This is a genomic window from Agrobacterium sp. 22-221-1, assembly GCF_053522445.1.
In genome coordinates, this window is sequence record NZ_JBNWCL010000008.1 from 236,840 (window position 1) to 252,129 (window position 15,290).

The following is a 15,290-nucleotide window of genomic DNA, read 5'->3' on the forward strand; positions in this document are numbered from 1 at the left end:
GGTTGCGACAGGCGTGTCATCGCTGGTTGCCGCCGCCACGATCTCAACGGATAGTAAAATGCGTTATCGTTCCGCCAATAATAATGTTCGCGAGATCAAAGGCGTTTTCGCCGGCTGCGCCGGTGCTTTCATCGGCATCGGTCTGATGAGCGCTCTGGTCAATATTCTTTATCTCACGGGCTCGCTGTTCATGATGGAGGTCTATGACCGCGTCCTGCCGAGCCGCAGCCTGCCGACACTGGTGGCGCTGTTCGCCATCGTGGTGGTGCTTTATGCGTTTCAGGGGCTTTTCGATGCGGTGCGCGGGCGTTTGCTGGTGCGCATCGCCGATCGGCTCGATCAGCTTTTGTCCTTCCGGGTTTACGATGCGGTGATCGGCCTGCAATTGCGCATGCCGGTGAGCGGCCGTCAGGCGCAGCCGCTTCGCGATCTCGACACGATCCGCTCTTTCCTGTCGGGCAGCGGGCCGACCGCACTGTTCGACCTGCCCTGGCTGCCCTTTTACATTGCCATCTGCTTCGCATTCCATTTCTGGCTCGGCGTCACGGCGCTTGCCGGGGCCGCCGTCCTCACCGTGTTCACGCTGATGACGGAGCTGGTCTCCAAACGTCCCGTGGAAGAGGCCGCACAACATGCTTCCCGGCGCAACAGGCTGATCGAAGCCACCCGCCGCAACGCCGATATCATCGCCGTCATGGGCATGGGCGCGCCGCTACGGGATCGCTGGCAGGCGGACAATCGCGCTTATGTGCGTGAGCAGCGCTCCGCAAGCGATATCGCTTCCGGCTTCGGCGTGGCGAGCAAAGTGCTGCGCATGGTTCTGCAATCCGGCATTCTGGCCGTCGGGGCCTGGTTGGTCATCAACGAGCAGGCGACGCCCGGGATCATCATTGCCGGTTCCATCCTGTCCGCGCGGGCGCTTGCGCCGGTCGATCTCGCCATCGCCAACTGGAAAGGTTTCATCGCCGCCCGGCAAAGCCGCCGCCGGCTTGAAAAAACTTTGGCGTTACTGCCGGAGACCGCGATGCGCATGGACCTGCCCGCGCCGCAGGCGCTGCTGTCGGTCGAGCGCGTCAGCGCCATTCCACCGGAGACGGCGGAGCCGGTTCTGCAGGATATCGCCTTCACGCTTTCGGCCGGCAGCGGCCTTGGCGTGATCGGGGCGAGCGGTTCCGGCAAGAGTTCGCTGGCGCGCCTGCTTGTCGGCCTGTGGCGGCCGCTCAAAGGCTCCGTCCGGCTGGACGGTGCGACGCTGGGCCAATGGCCGGCCGAGGCGCTGGCGCGCCACATCGGTTATATGCCGCAGGCGATCGAATTGCTGGACGGCACCATTGCCGAAAACATCGCCTCCTTCGACCGGCAGGCGAGTTCGGACAAGATCATCGCGGCGGCGCGCGCGGCGCGCATTCACGATCTCGTCGTCAGCCTGCCGGATGGTTATTCCACCGAAGTGGGCGAGACGGGGCGGCAACTATCGGCGGGGCAAAAGCAGAGGATCGCCCTTGCGCGGGCGCTCTATGGCGACCCCTTCCTCGTCGTGCTCGACGAGCCGAATTCCAACCTGGATTCCGAAGGTGAGGATGCGCTGACGGCGGCGATCCTCGGCATTCGCGAGCGCGGCGGCGTAGCCGTCATCATCGCCCACCGCCCGAGCGCGCTTCTGGCCGTGGACAAGGTGCTGATGCTCGCCGATGGCCGCCAGCAGGCTTTCGGTTCGAAGGAGGAGGTTCTCGCCAAGGTGCTACGGCCGGTCGGCGGTGCGGCGGGTGCCCTCAAGGTCGTGCAGGCCGTGGAAACAGGAAAGGCATGAAGATGGACGAATGGCAGACACTCAAACGCTCGATCCGCGGCCACCTTCTCGTTGGCGGGCTCGGCTTTCTCACGCTGACGGGCCTGCTTGGCGGCTGGGCGGTTGGCACCGAGATCGTCGGCGCGGTCATCGCGCAGGGTTCGCTGGTGGTGGAAACCAGCCTGAAAAAGGTCCAGCATCCGGTCGGCGGCGTCGTCAGCGAATTGATGGTGCGCGATGGCGACCGGGTGAAGGCCGGGGATGTCGTCATGCGCATCGATGCGACGATGACGCGGGCCAATCTCGCCATCATCGTCAAAAGCCTCGATCAATTCATCGCCCGCAAGGCGCGGCTGGAGAGCGAGCGCGACCGGGCCGGCAAGGTGGTGTTCCCGCAGGCCTTGCTCGACCGGAGCGGCGATGCCGAGATCGTCGCGATGCTGGACGCAGAACAGCGTCTTTTCGAAACCCGCAGGGCCGTTCGCGAAAGCAAGAAACGCCAGCTCGAACAGCGCGTGCAGCAGCTTCGCGATGAGATCGCCGGCATGGAGGCCGAGCGCGCGGCGAATTTCCGCGAGCAGGGCATGGTCGATGAGGAGCTGATCCGCTTTCGCTCCCTGCATGAAAGAGGCCTGATGGAAAAGAGCCGGCTCAGCACGCTGGAGCGTCAGGCCACGGATATTGACGGCGATATCGGCCGGCTGATGGCGGGCATTGCCGGGGTCGAGGCGAAGATCAGCGAAACCGCGCTGCAAATCCTTCAGATCGACGAGCAATGGTCGGAGGAGGTCGGTTCCGATCTGCGTGAGATGGACGCCCGCATCGGCGAATATGTCGAACGACGGGTGGCGGCCGAAGACCAGTTGAAACGTGTCGATATTCTCGCGCCGCAGGATGGCGTGGTGCATCAATTGGCCGTGCACACCGTCGGCGGCGTCATCGCGCCGGGCGAACAGATCATGATGATCGTGCCGGAGGTGGACAAGCTGGTGGTGGAGGCCAAGGTTGCGCCGCAGGATATCGACCAGATCTATTACGGCCAGGCGACAAACCTGCGCTTTTCCGCCTTCAATCAAAAAACGACGCCGGAAATCACCGGAACGGTGGAGCGCATTTCAGCGGACGTGACGGTGGATCAAAAAACAGGCGCCAGCTATTACGTCGTGCGCGTCGCCACCTCGCCGGAGCAGATAAAGCGGCTGGGCGAATTCAATCTGATGCCCGGCATGCCGGTGGAGGCCTTCATCACGACAGGGGAAAGAAGCGTGCTTTCCTATTTCCTCAAACCGCTGCTGGATCAGGCCAGTCGCTCCTTCCGCGAGGTTTGAGCTTCCGGCCTGCCGGTTGCCTAGGCCCGCCCTGCGCTACAGGGCGGGCCGAAATGAGTCTTGCGGCAGGCCCAAACGCCCTTCGAAGCGGCCTTCCAATTGAAGCAAAAGAAAACGCCGTGCATCCTAACGCACGGCGTTTTCTTTTATCGAACCGGACCGCGATCTTCCGCGGCCCGGAGCTTTTGCGAGAGATCAGCCGATCTTCACATTGTCATCGCGCTTGATGGCGATGAGGGCCGAGCGCGGCAGCTTGCCTTCGCCATCCGGGAAGGGGGCGTCGGGGTGCTGGATGCCGACGAAGTGGGTGCGCTTGTCGCCGGACCATGTCTGGCCGGTGACTTCGGAACCCTTCGGGGCGGTCAGGAAGCGCTCGATACGGCCGGTGGCCGGGTCACCCGCCAGCATCTGGTTGTTGCCCTGGCCGGCGAAGTTGCCTTCATTGCTGTCTTCGCCATCGGTCTGGATCCAGAGGAGACCGGTCGAGTCGAACATCATGCCATCAGGCGAGTTGAACATGTTGCCTTCGTTGATGTTCGAGGAGCCGGCAAAGGCGTCCTTGTGAACCGAAGGGTTGCCGGCCATGCAGAACAGGTCCCACTTGAACTTGCCGTCCGCATGGTCGTCATTTTCCGGATACCAGCGCACGATCTGGCCGTATTCGTTCTTTTCGCGCGGGTTGGCGGCATTGATGGCCATGGCGTCGCCGCCGGCATTGGCGCGCAGCTTACCATCCTTCATTTCGCCGCGGCGGCTGTTATTGGTCAGCGCGCAATAGGCTTCGATGGCGACCGGGTTGATGGCGACCCATTCCGGGCGGTCCATGGTCGTCGCGCCCACCTTGGAAGCGGCCTGACGGGTGAAGACGCAGATTTCATCGATCTTCATGCCGGTGGTCTCAGGTGTGAGAGCCACCCACTCGCCGGTGCCGTCATCGGCGAATTTGGCGACGTGAAGCGTGCCTTCGTCGAGCAGCTTCGAGGTGTCGCCGCCCGGCACGTAAATGCCGTTGGAGACGAATTTGTAGAGGAACTCGCCACGCTCGTCGTCACCCATGTAAACGACGACACGGCCGTCACGGGCAATCACCACGGCGGCGTTTTCGTGCTTGATGCGGCCAAGCGCAGTGCGCTTGATCGGGGTGGAGGAGGCATCCGAAGGATCGATCTCGACCACGTAGCCGGCGCGGCGCGGCTCGTTGGGGTTCTTGGCAACGTCGAAACGCGCGTCGAACTTCTCATAGGCGTAACGGGTCTCGGCGACGATGCCGTAGCGCTTGTAATCGTCAGGCAGCTTGAAGGCAGCGTCGGTGGTGCCGAAATAGCCGTTGAAGTTTTCTTCGCAGGTGAGATAGGTGCCCCAGGGCGTGCGGCCGGCGCCGCAATTGTTGAAGGTCCCGAGACAGTCGATGCCCTTCGGGTCAGCGGCGGTCTTGACGAGATCGGAGCCGGCGGCCGGGCCGGAAAGCTTCATTGGCGTGTTGTGGTGGATACGGCGGTTGAACGGGCTGTCGAGAACGATTTCCCAGCCTTCGGTGCCTTCCGCGACTTCCATGACGGTGACGCCCTGCATGTTCTGCAGGATTTTCACGTCGTCGGCGGTCTTCGGGTTGCCCTTTTCGGCGTGCGGCAGGTTGGTTTCCGGGTTCACATATTCATGATTGACGGCGATCAGCTGATGAGCGCCGACCATGAACAGTTCCATGCCGTCGGTGTTTTCGCCGAAGACCTTGTCGGAGTTTTCAACGCTGACGCCCTTGGCGGGATCGAGATCGGGAACGTTGGAGAACAGCGGCTGGCCCCATTTGGCGACCGGCTTCCAGCTGTAGCCTTCCGGCACATGGATGGTGTGGTCGGTGGCGGCGGCGACCGGCTTGAAGGGGAAACGACCGGCGGCAGCTTCCTGCGCCTCGGCGGAGGTGCTGGTCATCAGATTGCCGAGCGTGCCCATGGCGGCCGCGGCCGAACCGAAGGCAAGCACGCCGCCAAGAAAGCCGCGGCGGGAAATCGCGGTTTCGACCACGCGGTCGAAATCGGTTTCGGCCGGCGGCGGGTTCTGCAGTTCGTCCCACTCGTCCCAGGACAATTTGCTTGTATCGATGTCGGTCATAGTCTGTCTCCACCGTTGCTTGTTTGGAATCATTCCAGCAAGGTGCCTACCGTCTCAATATTTCATGCGAATGACGGGAAGGGCAGTGGAACTGGTCATTTTCCCTTCGACGAGGCCGCTTTCTTCGTTAGCGCCCGATCATGATGCGGGTGACGAGAAAGCCGTCGAAGCGGCAGAAACGGAAGGGAATCTCCGTTCCCCTGAGCCATTCACCGCCTATGTCGGCGGTCAGCCGCAGCGAGGCAGAGCCGTTGTCGTCTAAGCCGGACAGTTCGGCCGCGTCGAAAAAGAAAAAACGTTTCACTGTCGGATAAAGCGCCTTGAACAGGCTTTCCTTGGCCGAAAAGATCAAGCCGGTCATGAAGGGATCGATGTCATTCCCGAGCCTGTGGCGTTCGCCTGCCGTCAGGGCCTGCGCGGCGATATCGCGGGCCTCCTCCCCGGTCAGGAGCCTTTCGATGTCGATGCCGATGCCGCAGAACCGCTCGAAAGAGCCGGCAAGGGCAATCGCCCGTTCATGGCTATGTGAAATCGCGCCGATCACGCCTTCTGGCCAGATCGGCGCGCGGTCTTCACCCATGCCGGGAAAGGTGGAGTGGCCGGTGAGGCGGCGGATGGCCTCGGCCGCGCATCTGCGCCCGGCGATGAATTCTGCCCTGCGTCTGGGCAGGGCGTGTAAAAGCTGCGGCGGCAAGGGAGGGACCTCGCCGCCGCAACCCTCATCGGCGCTGTAACGAAGGGTGAGGCAATGGCAATCGCAGCTGTCGTCCGGCCAAGGCCAGATGGCCTCCGGTGGATCGCCGGAGACGACTTCGCGATGAAACGCCGTTGCAATGGCCATGTCCGTCACCCTCATCCAGCGGCCTAGATCATGATGTGAGCGGGCTGGCGATACCGCTCACGCTTTTCGCCATCCCGCTCCCGTTCAGGCCGCAAGCGTCGCGCCGCCATCGACCACGATCTGCTGCATCGTCACATGGCCGGCCTGATCGGAGGCGAGAAACAGCACCGTATCGGCTATATCGTCCGGCCTCGCGATCTTGCCGAGTGGGATGCCGAGCTTGAACTGCTCGGGCAGGCCGGCGACCAGCCGGTCTCTGCCGGCGGGATCGTTCAGCATGCCGGCCAGCATCGGCGTATCGGTGGAGCCGGGGGAGACGACATTGCAGCGCACGCCATAGGGCGCAAGCTCAAGGGCGGCGCAATGGCTGAGGCTGACCAGCGCCGCCTTGGAGGCGCAATAGGCCATCATGCCGATGCGCGGCACGACGGCGGCGTTGGAGCCGACGTTCACGATGGCGCCTCGCCTCTGCCGCTTGAAGGTGCCGCTCCATTGCCGCATCATATAGAACGGCCCGGCGGCGTTGACATCCATGCAGGCTTTCCAGTCCGCCGGCGTCAGGCTCTCGCTGTCGCCGAGCCGTAAAATGCCGGCGGCATTGACCAGAATATCGAGCCCGTCCCATTCGCTCTCTATCGCCTTGCAGACCGTCTCCACCGCCGTCGCGTCGGTGATGTCGAGCGCGATCTGGCGGAAGGGGGCCCCCACTGTGTCGGCCAGAAGGTCGAGGCCGATGACCTCGGCCCCTTCCTCGATGAAACGTTCGGCGATGCGGCGGCCGATGCCCTGGGCCGTGCCCGTCACCAGCACGCGCTGCCCGGTAAATCTCTGTTGCGTCATCTTGTCCGTCCGCTCAGGCTGCGAGCCGCTTTTCTTCGATCAGCGCCCACCAGGCGGAAAGTGTCGGCACACGCGCAAGCTCATCGAAGCCGACGGTGACACCGCGCTCCTTCAATTCGCCGGCGAGCTTCATCACCTGCAGCGAATCCAGCCCGTAGAAGATGAGGTTTTCATCGGGGTCGATGTCGCTTTCATCCTCCACCATCTGCAGGACGCGGGCTTTCAGCCATTCGCGGGTGCCGGTGGCCTCGCTTGCGCCGACAAGGCTTGCGGTGTCGATCACCACGCCGCAGCGCGTCGCCACATATTGCAGCGCCATGCGGTGCTCGGCCTCGGAAAAATCGGCGACGCCGTCACCGATCATGAAGGGCTGAATATCCTTCATGAAGGCTTCCACCGCCGTCATCATGCAGCCGATATGGGCGTAAACCCCGCCGACGATGATCTGGTCTCGGCCCCAGCCTTTCATGCGCTCAGCAAGATCGGAGCGCTGGAAGGCGCTGTAGCGCCATTTGGTCAACACCACGTCGTCGGGCGTCGGCGCGAGCTTGTCGACCACCTTCTGCAATTCCGGATCGACGACGGTGAGACCCGGTCCCCACATGTCGTTCAGGAGCGCGCGGTCGCCCGGCGGCTGGTTATGCGGCTGGGCGGTATAGATGACCGGCACGCCGTTCTCTACGGCCCATGCCTTCACCTTGGCGAGATTGTCGATGAGGGTGGTCATCAGCTTGCCGTCGGCCTCGTAGAACCGCAGGAAATAACGCTGCATGTCGTGAATGAGCAGTACGGCGCGTTTCGCATCGGGCTGCCATTTTGTCTTGTTGGCCGGAAAGCTCGCGGCGACCGGCATCGGATAGTCGGAAATGGTGGGGATCGTCATGATGACCTCGGTTTTGTGCTGCGCCGGCTTGGGCGGCGCGTAATCTTTGGAATGGGGACGCCCTTTTGAGCGTCCCTTTCGATTGGCGCTGCGTGTCAGGCGCTGATGGCGACGGGGGCTGTCAACAAGTCGCGAAGGCGCTTCTTGTCGATCTTGCCGACGGCGGTGAGCGGCATGGCCTCGATGAAGCGCACGCGGTCCGGCAGCTTGTAATCCGCGACGCCGAGACCGGCGAGATGCTGGCGGATCGCCGGCGCCTTAAGCGCGGGATTGCGGGATACGACGAAGACGCAGCTTTTTTCGCCGAGAAGTTCGTCCTGCATCGCCACAAGCGCCGCGTGCGTCACATCCGGATGCCGCAGGATCAGGTTTTCCACCTCTTCCGAAGCGACCTTTTCGCCGCCGCGATTGATCTGGTCCTTCACCCGGCCAACGACCCGCAGATAACCTTCGGGCGTGCGCTGCACGACGTCGCCGGAATAATAGAAACCATCCTTGTCGAAGACCCGGGCGCTGTGTTCGGGCGCGCGGTAATAGCCCCGGAACGTGTAGGGGCCACGGGTCGCCAGCATGCCGGCTTCGCCCTCGGGCACGTCGTTGCCGTCCTCGTCGACGATGCGGATTTCGTCATCCGGGCTGATCGGCCGGCCTTGCGTGGTGAAGACGATATGGTCGGGGTCCCCGAAGCGGGTATAGTTCACCAGACCTTCCGCCATGCCGAACACCTGCTGCAGGTCGCAGCCCAGCACCTCCGGCACCTGGCGGGCGAGCGCTTCGGCGAAGCTTGCGCCCCCGACTTGCAGGAGTTTGAGGGATTTCAGCCGTTCGCGATGGGCGGGAGCCGCCTGCAGCCACAGCGCCACCGCCGGCGGCACCAGCGGCACGATGTCGACGCCGTGTTTTTCGATCAGATCGAAGCAGGCAAGCGGCTCCGGATTGGCGGCCATGACCACGGCACCGCCGGCGTGGAACACGCCGAGCGCGCCGGGTGAGCTCATCGGGTAATTATGCGCCACCGGAATGGCGCAGAGGAAGCGGGTCTGCGGCGAAAGTTCGCAAATCTCCGCGCTGGCCCGGGCGCTGTAGTCGTAGTCGTTATGCGTCCGGGGGATCAGTTTCGGCGTTCCGGTGCTGCCGCCGGAAAGCTGGAACAGCGCCACCTCATCGGCCGCCGAAGGGGCGTAAGCCGGTGGATTTTCGGCCGGGGCGGCCAGCTTCTGCTCCAGGCTGCGCTGCGGATCGGTTTCGCCGAGCAGCAGGGTCACGGCAAGCTTTGGAGAGGCCGCCTTCAGCGCCTCCACAAATGCGTCATCGGCGAAAAGCTCGTGGCTGCGCGAGGCGATCACCAGCTTCGGCGCGATCTGCTCCGCATAGGAGGTCATTTCCAGCCGGCGATGGCTGAAAAGCGCGTTGACGGGGGCGGCGCCGATTTTGATGAGCGCGAAAAAGACGAGATAGAACTCGGCTATGTTCGGCAATTGCACCAGCGCCGTATCACCCCTGCCGATGCCTGCGGCGGAGAGATGTCCGGCCAGATTGGAGGATTGCCGGTCGAGATCGGCATAGCTGAAACGACGGTCGCCGCAGATCAGCGCAGTCGCATCCGGCCGGCGCTCCACCTGTTCGGCGAGAATGCCGCTCAGCGGCCGGTCGATCCAGTAGCCGCGTTCGCGGTATCGGCGAACGAAATCCTCGGGCCAGCGTTGGAATTCGATTGTCATGGTTTGTCCCTGGAAAAATTAGGCCGCAAGACCGCAGGCGTTCAGCATGGTCTTGAGCTTGGTCTGCACCTCGGCCCATTCGGATTCGGGCTCCGAGGCCTCCACGATGCCCGCGCCGGCGAAGAGCCGCACGGTTTCCCGCTGCACGGTGCCGCAACGGATCGTCACCACCCATTCGCCATTCCCTTGCGAATCCGTCCAGCCGACCATGCCGGTGAAGAGGCCGCGCTCGAAAGGCTCGACGAAGCGGATGAGGCGATGGGCGCGCTCGGTGGGGAAGCCGCAGACGGCTGGCGTCGGGTGCAGCAGGCAGGCAAGCTGCAGCGCATTGGTTTCCGGATCGGCGAGACGGCCTTCGATGCGGGTCGAAAGATGCCAGAGTGCCGCCGTGTTGATGAGGGAGGGTTTTTCGGGAACATCGAGTTCCGCGCAGACCGGCGAAAGCAGCGAGCGGATATCCTCGATGACGAGGCTATGCTCGTAATGATCCTTTTCCGAGGCCGAGAGCCGATCCGCATTGGCCTTGTCCGCCGCCGGATCGACCATGCGTTTTGCCGATCCCGCCAGTGGGTTCGAGATGATTTTCTCGCCCTGCTTGCGAATCAGGAGTTCCGGGCTGACGCCGATCAGGTCGCCGCCATCGGGCAGCGGAATGCGGAACTGGTAACCTTCGCGGTTCTGTTTGGCGAGGCTCGCCAGCAATCTTTCGACATTGACCTCGGAGGCGAAAGTCAGTTCACGCATGACGGAAAGCACCGCCTTGCGGACTTCGGAATGGCGGAAATTGACGATGGCATGTTCGACGGCATGCTTGAAACCGCTCTCGTCCGGCAGGCTGTTCTGGCCGACAAGTGCGGGCATGGCCGAATCGGCGACGATCGGTTCTGCATCCTTGGAATTCCATTCATAGTTGTATGGAATATACAGGCATGAAGGTTCGCTGACATCGAAGGGGATCGCGCCGATGGCGATGGGGTTCTCCTGTCCCTCCCGCTGCGCACGCTCGAACGCGCCGGCCAGTGCCTGCTGCAGCGGGCTGGCAATGTCTTCGCCGCCCCGGGCGGGAATCGCTATCTTTTCGCGAATGCCCTTGGCGCGCAATTGCCCGCTGCCGGAAGTAAACAGAAATTCTCTATTAAATTCAGTAATTTCGTCGGATTCGACGTCATTCGTCCTGAGTGCTCCCGTTTTCATGGGATGCCTCCTGTGCGAGTGGTTGACGATGGCTTATACTTGAGTATGCTAATCATGTTTTGTCAACCGGTTCAAATTCACATGCTAAATTTAACCCCCATGCAGGTGGCCTATTGGGTCGGCCGCGAGGCGGATGGAATACTCGGGAAAGTTACGCCGCATCTCTACCTCGAATTCGACGGGCAGGCGGTGGATGCGGAAAAACTGGCCGTTGCCGTGGAAAGGCTCTGCCGGCGTCACCCCATGCTGAGCCTCAGGATCGATGCTGAAGGCCATCAGTCCGTCGATCCTGCCTGCCGGCCGCTCCGCCTCGATGTGGAGGACATGGCTGCGCTCGATTCGGAGGTGCTTGCACGCCGTCTTGAGGCGAAGCGCGAGGAATGGAGCCATCGCCGGGCCGATCTACGCATTGCCGCACCGGCGGCGATCTCGCTCAGCCTGTTGCCGGAGGGACGTTGCCGTCTGCATGTGGACACAGACATGCTGGCCGTCGATCCGGCCAGCGTGCGGATCGTGATGGAAGACCTTGCCCGCTTTTACGAGACGGCGTCAGGCGCAGACGAAACCCGGACTTTCGAACCGGTAACTCCGTCGTTTTTCGACTGGGCGGAACGTCTCATGTCCGATCCGGACTTGCGGGGCTTGCGCGAAAGGGACCGCCTGTGGTGGCGACAACGGCTTGCCTATGTTCCGGACGCTCCGCCGCTGCCGTTTCTGTCCGATGACCCCTCGCGCGCCGTTCACACGGACCGGCTCGCCACGCTGCTTTCTGCGGCGGAGCGCAGCAGCCTGGAGCGGACAGCGCGGCGTTTTTCCGTGACGACGTCGACCCTTCTGCTCGGTGTTTTCGCACTGGCGCTGTCGCAGGCGTCGGGGGCGGAAAAATTCCGGCTTTCCGTGCCGGGTTTCTGGCGCGCGCCGCTGGTGGAAAGGGTCGATGAGATCGTCGGCGAATTTTCCAACGTGCTCGTGCTCGGCGTCGATATCAGGTCTGAAGAAACGCTCGAGGCGCTGCTTGGCAGGCTGTTCGATGAGATGAACGGGCTTCTCGCGCACCAGTCCTATCCGGGCGTTAGCGTCATGCGTGATCTCTCCCGCCAGCGCGGTGGTTTGCAGACCTCGCCGGTGGTTTTCACCGCAGGCGTCGATCTTCCGGGTGGGGAGCTGTTTTCGGAACGGGTCGGGCGGGTGTTCGGTCCGATGGTCCACACCGTCTCGCAGGGGCCGGGGGTGGCGCTGGATGCGCAGGTGGCGGCGGTGGATGGCGGGTTGCTGATCAACTGGGATGTGCGGCTCGATGCGCTGCCGGAGCGCTGGCTGCGCGCCTTGTTCGAAACCTACGTCGCTCTTCTTCGCCGGATCGCGGAAAGCCCCGATCTCGCTTGCGAAAGCGTGGAGCGTTTGGTCGCGCAGCGGTCGGAAACGGCAGCCGAGGCAAAAGGAAAACCCATGGAACGTCCTCTCTCACCCCTGCAACAGGCCTATCTGCTCGGGCGCGGCACCCATCTGCCGCTGAGCGGCGTGGCGATGCAGGAGTTCCGCGAATATCGCGGCGATATCGACCCGGAACTGCTGCGGTCGCGGCTTGCCGCGATGGTCGCGAGACATGAAAGCCTGCGCACCCGCATCGATGAGCGACGGCTGGTGCAGATGGTCTGCGATGAGCCGAAGATCAATCTCGATCTCGTCGATCTTTCGGCCCTGTCTCTTCCGCAAGCCGAGGCAAGGATCGACGCGGTGCGACGGGATTTTTCCCATGCACATTTCGATCTCGCAACCTCGCCATGGCAGGTCACGGTGTTTCTTATGCCGGATGCAGGGCCGACGGGACACAAGGTCGTGGTCTTCCTGCGTTTCGACGCGCTTATCCTTGATGGGCGGGCCATTGCCAGCCTCGCGGCGGAACTCTTCGACGGTGTCGTGCCGCCGGAAGCCGCCGCAACGGTCGAAACGCCGAAGGAGGATATCTCGGCGGCCCGTGCCGGGGATGCCGCCTATTGGGCTGAAAAGTTGAAAGATGCCGAGGTGCCCTCGCAACTGCCGTGGAAAGCACCGCTCGAAACCATTCCCACCTCGCGTTACAGCCGCCAGAGCCTGACTGTCGAAAAACAGCGTTTCACCGCCTTTTCACGCACCGGCGCGAAAGAGCGGCTGTTCAAGAATTCGGCGCTGACGGCCGTTATCCTCGATGTGCTCTCGCTCTGGCTCAACGAAGGCGCGCTCGTCGTCGGCATTCCCGTCGCGCCGCAGGTGGAAGGCGCCTTCGCCAACCGCTCCAGCTTCATCGCCGTCCAATGGGATGCGGCCAAGAATAGCTTTGCGGAGCGGGCGGCAGGCCTCCAGACGGATGTGCTGGAAGGGCTGAACCATCTCGCCTTTTCGGGTATCGATCTCAATCGTGTGCTTCTCAATGCCAATCCGGGCGGGCTGGCCTTGCCGGTGGTGATCACCAACGGTCTGACCTGGCCGACGCTTTCATCCGAATCGACGATGCAATGGACCGGCGGGCTTACCCAGACGCCGCAGGTGGCGCTGGATTTCCGCTTTTCGCAGAATCCGCAGGGCGATCTCATCCTCGATATCGACTATGCCGAGCAGGCGATCGATGCGGCGACGGTGGCGGATATTCTCGCCGCCATCGAGCGTGCGATTGCCGGGATCGCCAATAGCGGCGCTTTCTCCTTCAACACACGCGATATTGTCGACCTGTCCCACTACCGGCTGAACGGCGACGAAGGAAACTTCGTCTGCCCGCCATTTCTGGAACGGATCGCCGGCCATCTTTTCGAGGGCGACCCGTCGCGCACGGCGCTCGTCAGCGGCAAGCGGCGTATTGCCTATGGCGAACTCGGTCAGATGGTGGCAGGGGCGATGGCGGGCCTCAAGGCGCGCGGCATCGGCCGGGGCGATGTCGTGGCCGTGTGCCTGCCACGCAGCCCGGAACATACGGCCATCACGCTCGCCGCAGCGCTGATGGGTGCGGTCTGGGTGCCGGTCGATGCCGGCTCGCCGGAAGATCGCCTGCGCTATCTGCTGACCAACTGCCGCCCGGCCGTCATCGTCGCCCGCAGCGTTCCGCAGGGTTTCGACGCTGTCGATCCGGCGGAGCTTCTGTCCGCGCCCGCACCGGCTGGCGCACCCGTTACCATGGCGGAGGTGGCGGCGCTTTCCAAAAGCGAGGAGCCTGCCTATTATCTCTACACTTCCGGCACGACGGGCAAACCGAAATGCGTCGTGCTTTCCAACCGCGCCACGGCCAATGTCATCGGCAGCACGCTTGCGGAATGGGCGGTGACGGATGGCGATGTGTTCATCTCCGTCACGCCGCTGCATCACGACATGTCCGTCTTCGATGTTTTCGGCGCGCTCGTCGCGGGAGCGACCCTGGTGCTGCCGGAACCGGGAGAGGAAAAGGATGCGGTGCGCTGGAACGAGCTGGTGGCCGAACATGGCGTCACGCTCTGGTGCTCGGTGCCGGCCATCCTCGAAATGCTTCTCTCCTGCCGCCGTGGCGACCAGCTTGCCTCGCTGCGGCTCGTCGCGCAGGGCGGCGATTACATCAAGCCGATGATCATCGAAGAGCTTCGCAGATTGAAGCCCGGCCTGCGGTTGATATCGCTTGGCGGGCCGACTGAAACGACGATCTGGAGCATCTGGCACGAGATCGTAGCCGAAGACGTGGCAGCCGTGCCCTATGGCCACCCGCTGCCCGCCAATCGTTATTTCGTCCTCAACGATCAGGGCGGCCATTGCCCGGCCGGTGTCGTCGGCCGCATCCATACGGCCGGCGTGAATGTCGCTATCGGCTATCTCGAAGATGGCGCGATTACCCAGACGGATTTCGTGACGGTTGCCGATCCGGAAGGAAACCCCGTGCGCGCCTTCCGCACCGGAGACCGGGGCCGTTACCGGCCGGATGGCAAGATCATGTTTGCCAGCCGCGTCAATGGTTACGTCAAGGTGCGCGGCGTGCGCGTTTCGCTGCCGGATGTGGAAAACGAGCTTATCCGTCATCCTTCCATCCAGCGCGTTCTGGTGGTGGATTACGGCGTCGAACAAAAGGGCGAGGCGGCCATCGGCGTGCTGTACGTCGTTGCACCGGGCCCTGAACTCTCGACCGCCGATCTGCGCAATTTTGCCCGCCAGCATCTGCCGGAATCGCATGTGCCCGGCCGGTTTCTCAAGGTTGACGATCTGTCGCTTTCGGCCAATGGCAAGCCGGATCGCCGTCGCGCCCGCGAATTGCTGACAGGTGCTGCGGAACCGGCAAAAATCTCCGCCCCTGCGGCTCCCGCCGTCGATCAGGGCGACCGCCGGGTGCTGGATATCTATCTCGGCGTGCTGGGTAAAAAACCGGCGAATGTGGATGCGAACAGCGACCTGCTGGCGCTCGGTCTTCTGCCTTCGCATCTGAAAACCGTCTCGGCTGAAATCCGCACTGCCTTCGGCGTGGAGCTCACACCGCAGCAGCTTTTGCGGTGCCGCAATGCCAGACAGGTGACTTCGCTCCTGGCCGCCCGGGCGGCGTGAACCCAATCATTTCGGGCGGCACTTCGCGCCCGATAACGGAAATTGTGCAAGGAAA

Annotated in this window: 9 protein-coding genes; 3 read left to right on the forward strand and 6 right to left on the reverse strand. The window is 63.0% G+C overall.

From position 1 onward, the window contains the following. The first annotated feature begins 58 nt into the window (after positions 1–58). Positions 59–1,810 carry a type I secretion system permease/ATPase gene (locus tag ACQZ5N_RS14930; protein ID WP_448733333.1) on the forward strand — a complete coding sequence of 584 codons (1,752 nt, stop codon included), beginning with the start codon at positions 59–61 and terminating at the stop codon, positions 1,808–1,810. 2 nt (positions 1,811–1,812) lie between these two features. Continuing rightward, the gene (locus tag ACQZ5N_RS14935; protein WP_448733356.1) at positions 1,813–3,117 is read left to right on the forward strand and encodes an HlyD family type I secretion periplasmic adaptor subunit; all 1,305 of its coding nucleotides are present in this window, start codon (positions 1,813–1,815) and stop codon (positions 3,115–3,117) included. A gap of 195 nt (positions 3,118–3,312) precedes the next feature. Here ACQZ5N_RS14935 and ACQZ5N_RS14940 read toward each other — a convergent pair whose 3' ends face one another. The 6 genes from ACQZ5N_RS14940 to ACQZ5N_RS14965 form a co-directional block, all read right to left on the reverse strand. After that, positions 3,313–5,226, reverse strand: a complete 1,914-nt coding sequence (locus tag ACQZ5N_RS14940; protein WP_448733334.1) for a PhoX family protein — start codon at positions 5,224–5,226, stop codon at positions 3,313–3,315. A gap of 127 nt (positions 5,227–5,353) precedes the next feature. Then, positions 5,354–6,067, reverse strand: a complete 714-nt coding sequence (locus ACQZ5N_RS14945; RefSeq protein WP_448733335.1) for a 4'-phosphopantetheinyl transferase family protein — start codon at positions 6,065–6,067, stop codon at positions 5,354–5,356. 84 nt (positions 6,068–6,151) lie between these two features. Next, entirely contained in the window at positions 6,152–6,907 is a 756-nt protein-coding gene (dhbA, locus tag ACQZ5N_RS14950) for a 2,3-dihydro-2,3-dihydroxybenzoate dehydrogenase (protein ID WP_448733336.1), read from the reverse strand. 13 nt (positions 6,908–6,920) lie between these two features. Next, positions 6,921–7,790 carry an isochorismatase family protein gene (locus tag ACQZ5N_RS14955; RefSeq protein ID WP_448733337.1) on the reverse strand — a complete coding sequence of 290 codons (870 nt, stop codon included), beginning with the start codon at positions 7,788–7,790 and terminating at the stop codon, positions 6,921–6,923. A gap of 95 nt (positions 7,791–7,885) precedes the next feature. Next, positions 7,886–9,511 carry a (2,3-dihydroxybenzoyl)adenylate synthase gene (locus tag ACQZ5N_RS14960; protein WP_448733338.1) on the reverse strand — a complete coding sequence of 542 codons (1,626 nt, stop codon included), beginning with the start codon at positions 9,509–9,511 and terminating at the stop codon, positions 7,886–7,888. A gap of 18 nt (positions 9,512–9,529) precedes the next feature. Further along, positions 9,530–10,705 (reverse strand): isochorismate synthase, encoded by a 1,176-nt coding sequence (locus ACQZ5N_RS14965; RefSeq protein WP_196379691.1) that lies wholly within the window; start codon positions 10,703–10,705, stop codon positions 9,530–9,532. A gap of 81 nt (positions 10,706–10,786) precedes the next feature. Between ACQZ5N_RS14965 and ACQZ5N_RS14970 the strand changes: the two genes are divergently transcribed. After that, complete coding sequence (locus ACQZ5N_RS14970; RefSeq protein WP_448733339.1) at positions 10,787–15,235, forward strand: amino acid adenylation domain-containing protein; 4,449 nt, start codon at positions 10,787–10,789, stop codon at positions 15,233–15,235. Positions 15,236–15,290 lie beyond the last annotated feature (55 nt).

Coding starts and splice junctions, on each gene's coding strand:
- ACQZ5N_RS14930 (WP_448733333.1), top strand. CDS start 59: ATGCGTTATCGTTCCGCCAATAATAATGTTCGCGAGATCAAAGGCGTT.
- ACQZ5N_RS14935 (WP_448733356.1), top strand. CDS start 1,813: ATGGACGAATGGCAGACACTCAAACGCTCGATCCGCGGCCACCTTCTC.
- ACQZ5N_RS14940 (WP_448733334.1), bottom strand. CDS start 5,226: ATGACCGACATCGATACAAGCAAATTGTCCTGGGACGAGTGGGACGAA.
- ACQZ5N_RS14945 (WP_448733335.1), bottom strand. CDS start 6,067: ATGGCCATTGCAACGGCGTTTCATCGCGAAGTCGTCTCCGGCGATCCA.
- dhbA (WP_448733336.1), bottom strand. CDS start 6,907: ATGACGCAACAGAGATTTACCGGGCAGCGCGTGCTGGTGACGGGCACG.
- ACQZ5N_RS14955 (WP_448733337.1), bottom strand. CDS start 7,790: ATGACGATCCCCACCATTTCCGACTATCCGATGCCGGTCGCCGCGAGC.
- ACQZ5N_RS14960 (WP_448733338.1), bottom strand. CDS start 9,511: ATGACAATCGAATTCCAACGCTGGCCCGAGGATTTCGTTCGCCGATAC.
- ACQZ5N_RS14965 (WP_196379691.1), bottom strand. CDS start 10,705: ATGAAAACGGGAGCACTCAGGACGAATGACGTCGAATCCGACGAAATT.
- ACQZ5N_RS14970 (WP_448733339.1), top strand. CDS start 10,787: ATGCTAAATTTAACCCCCATGCAGGTGGCCTATTGGGTCGGCCGCGAG.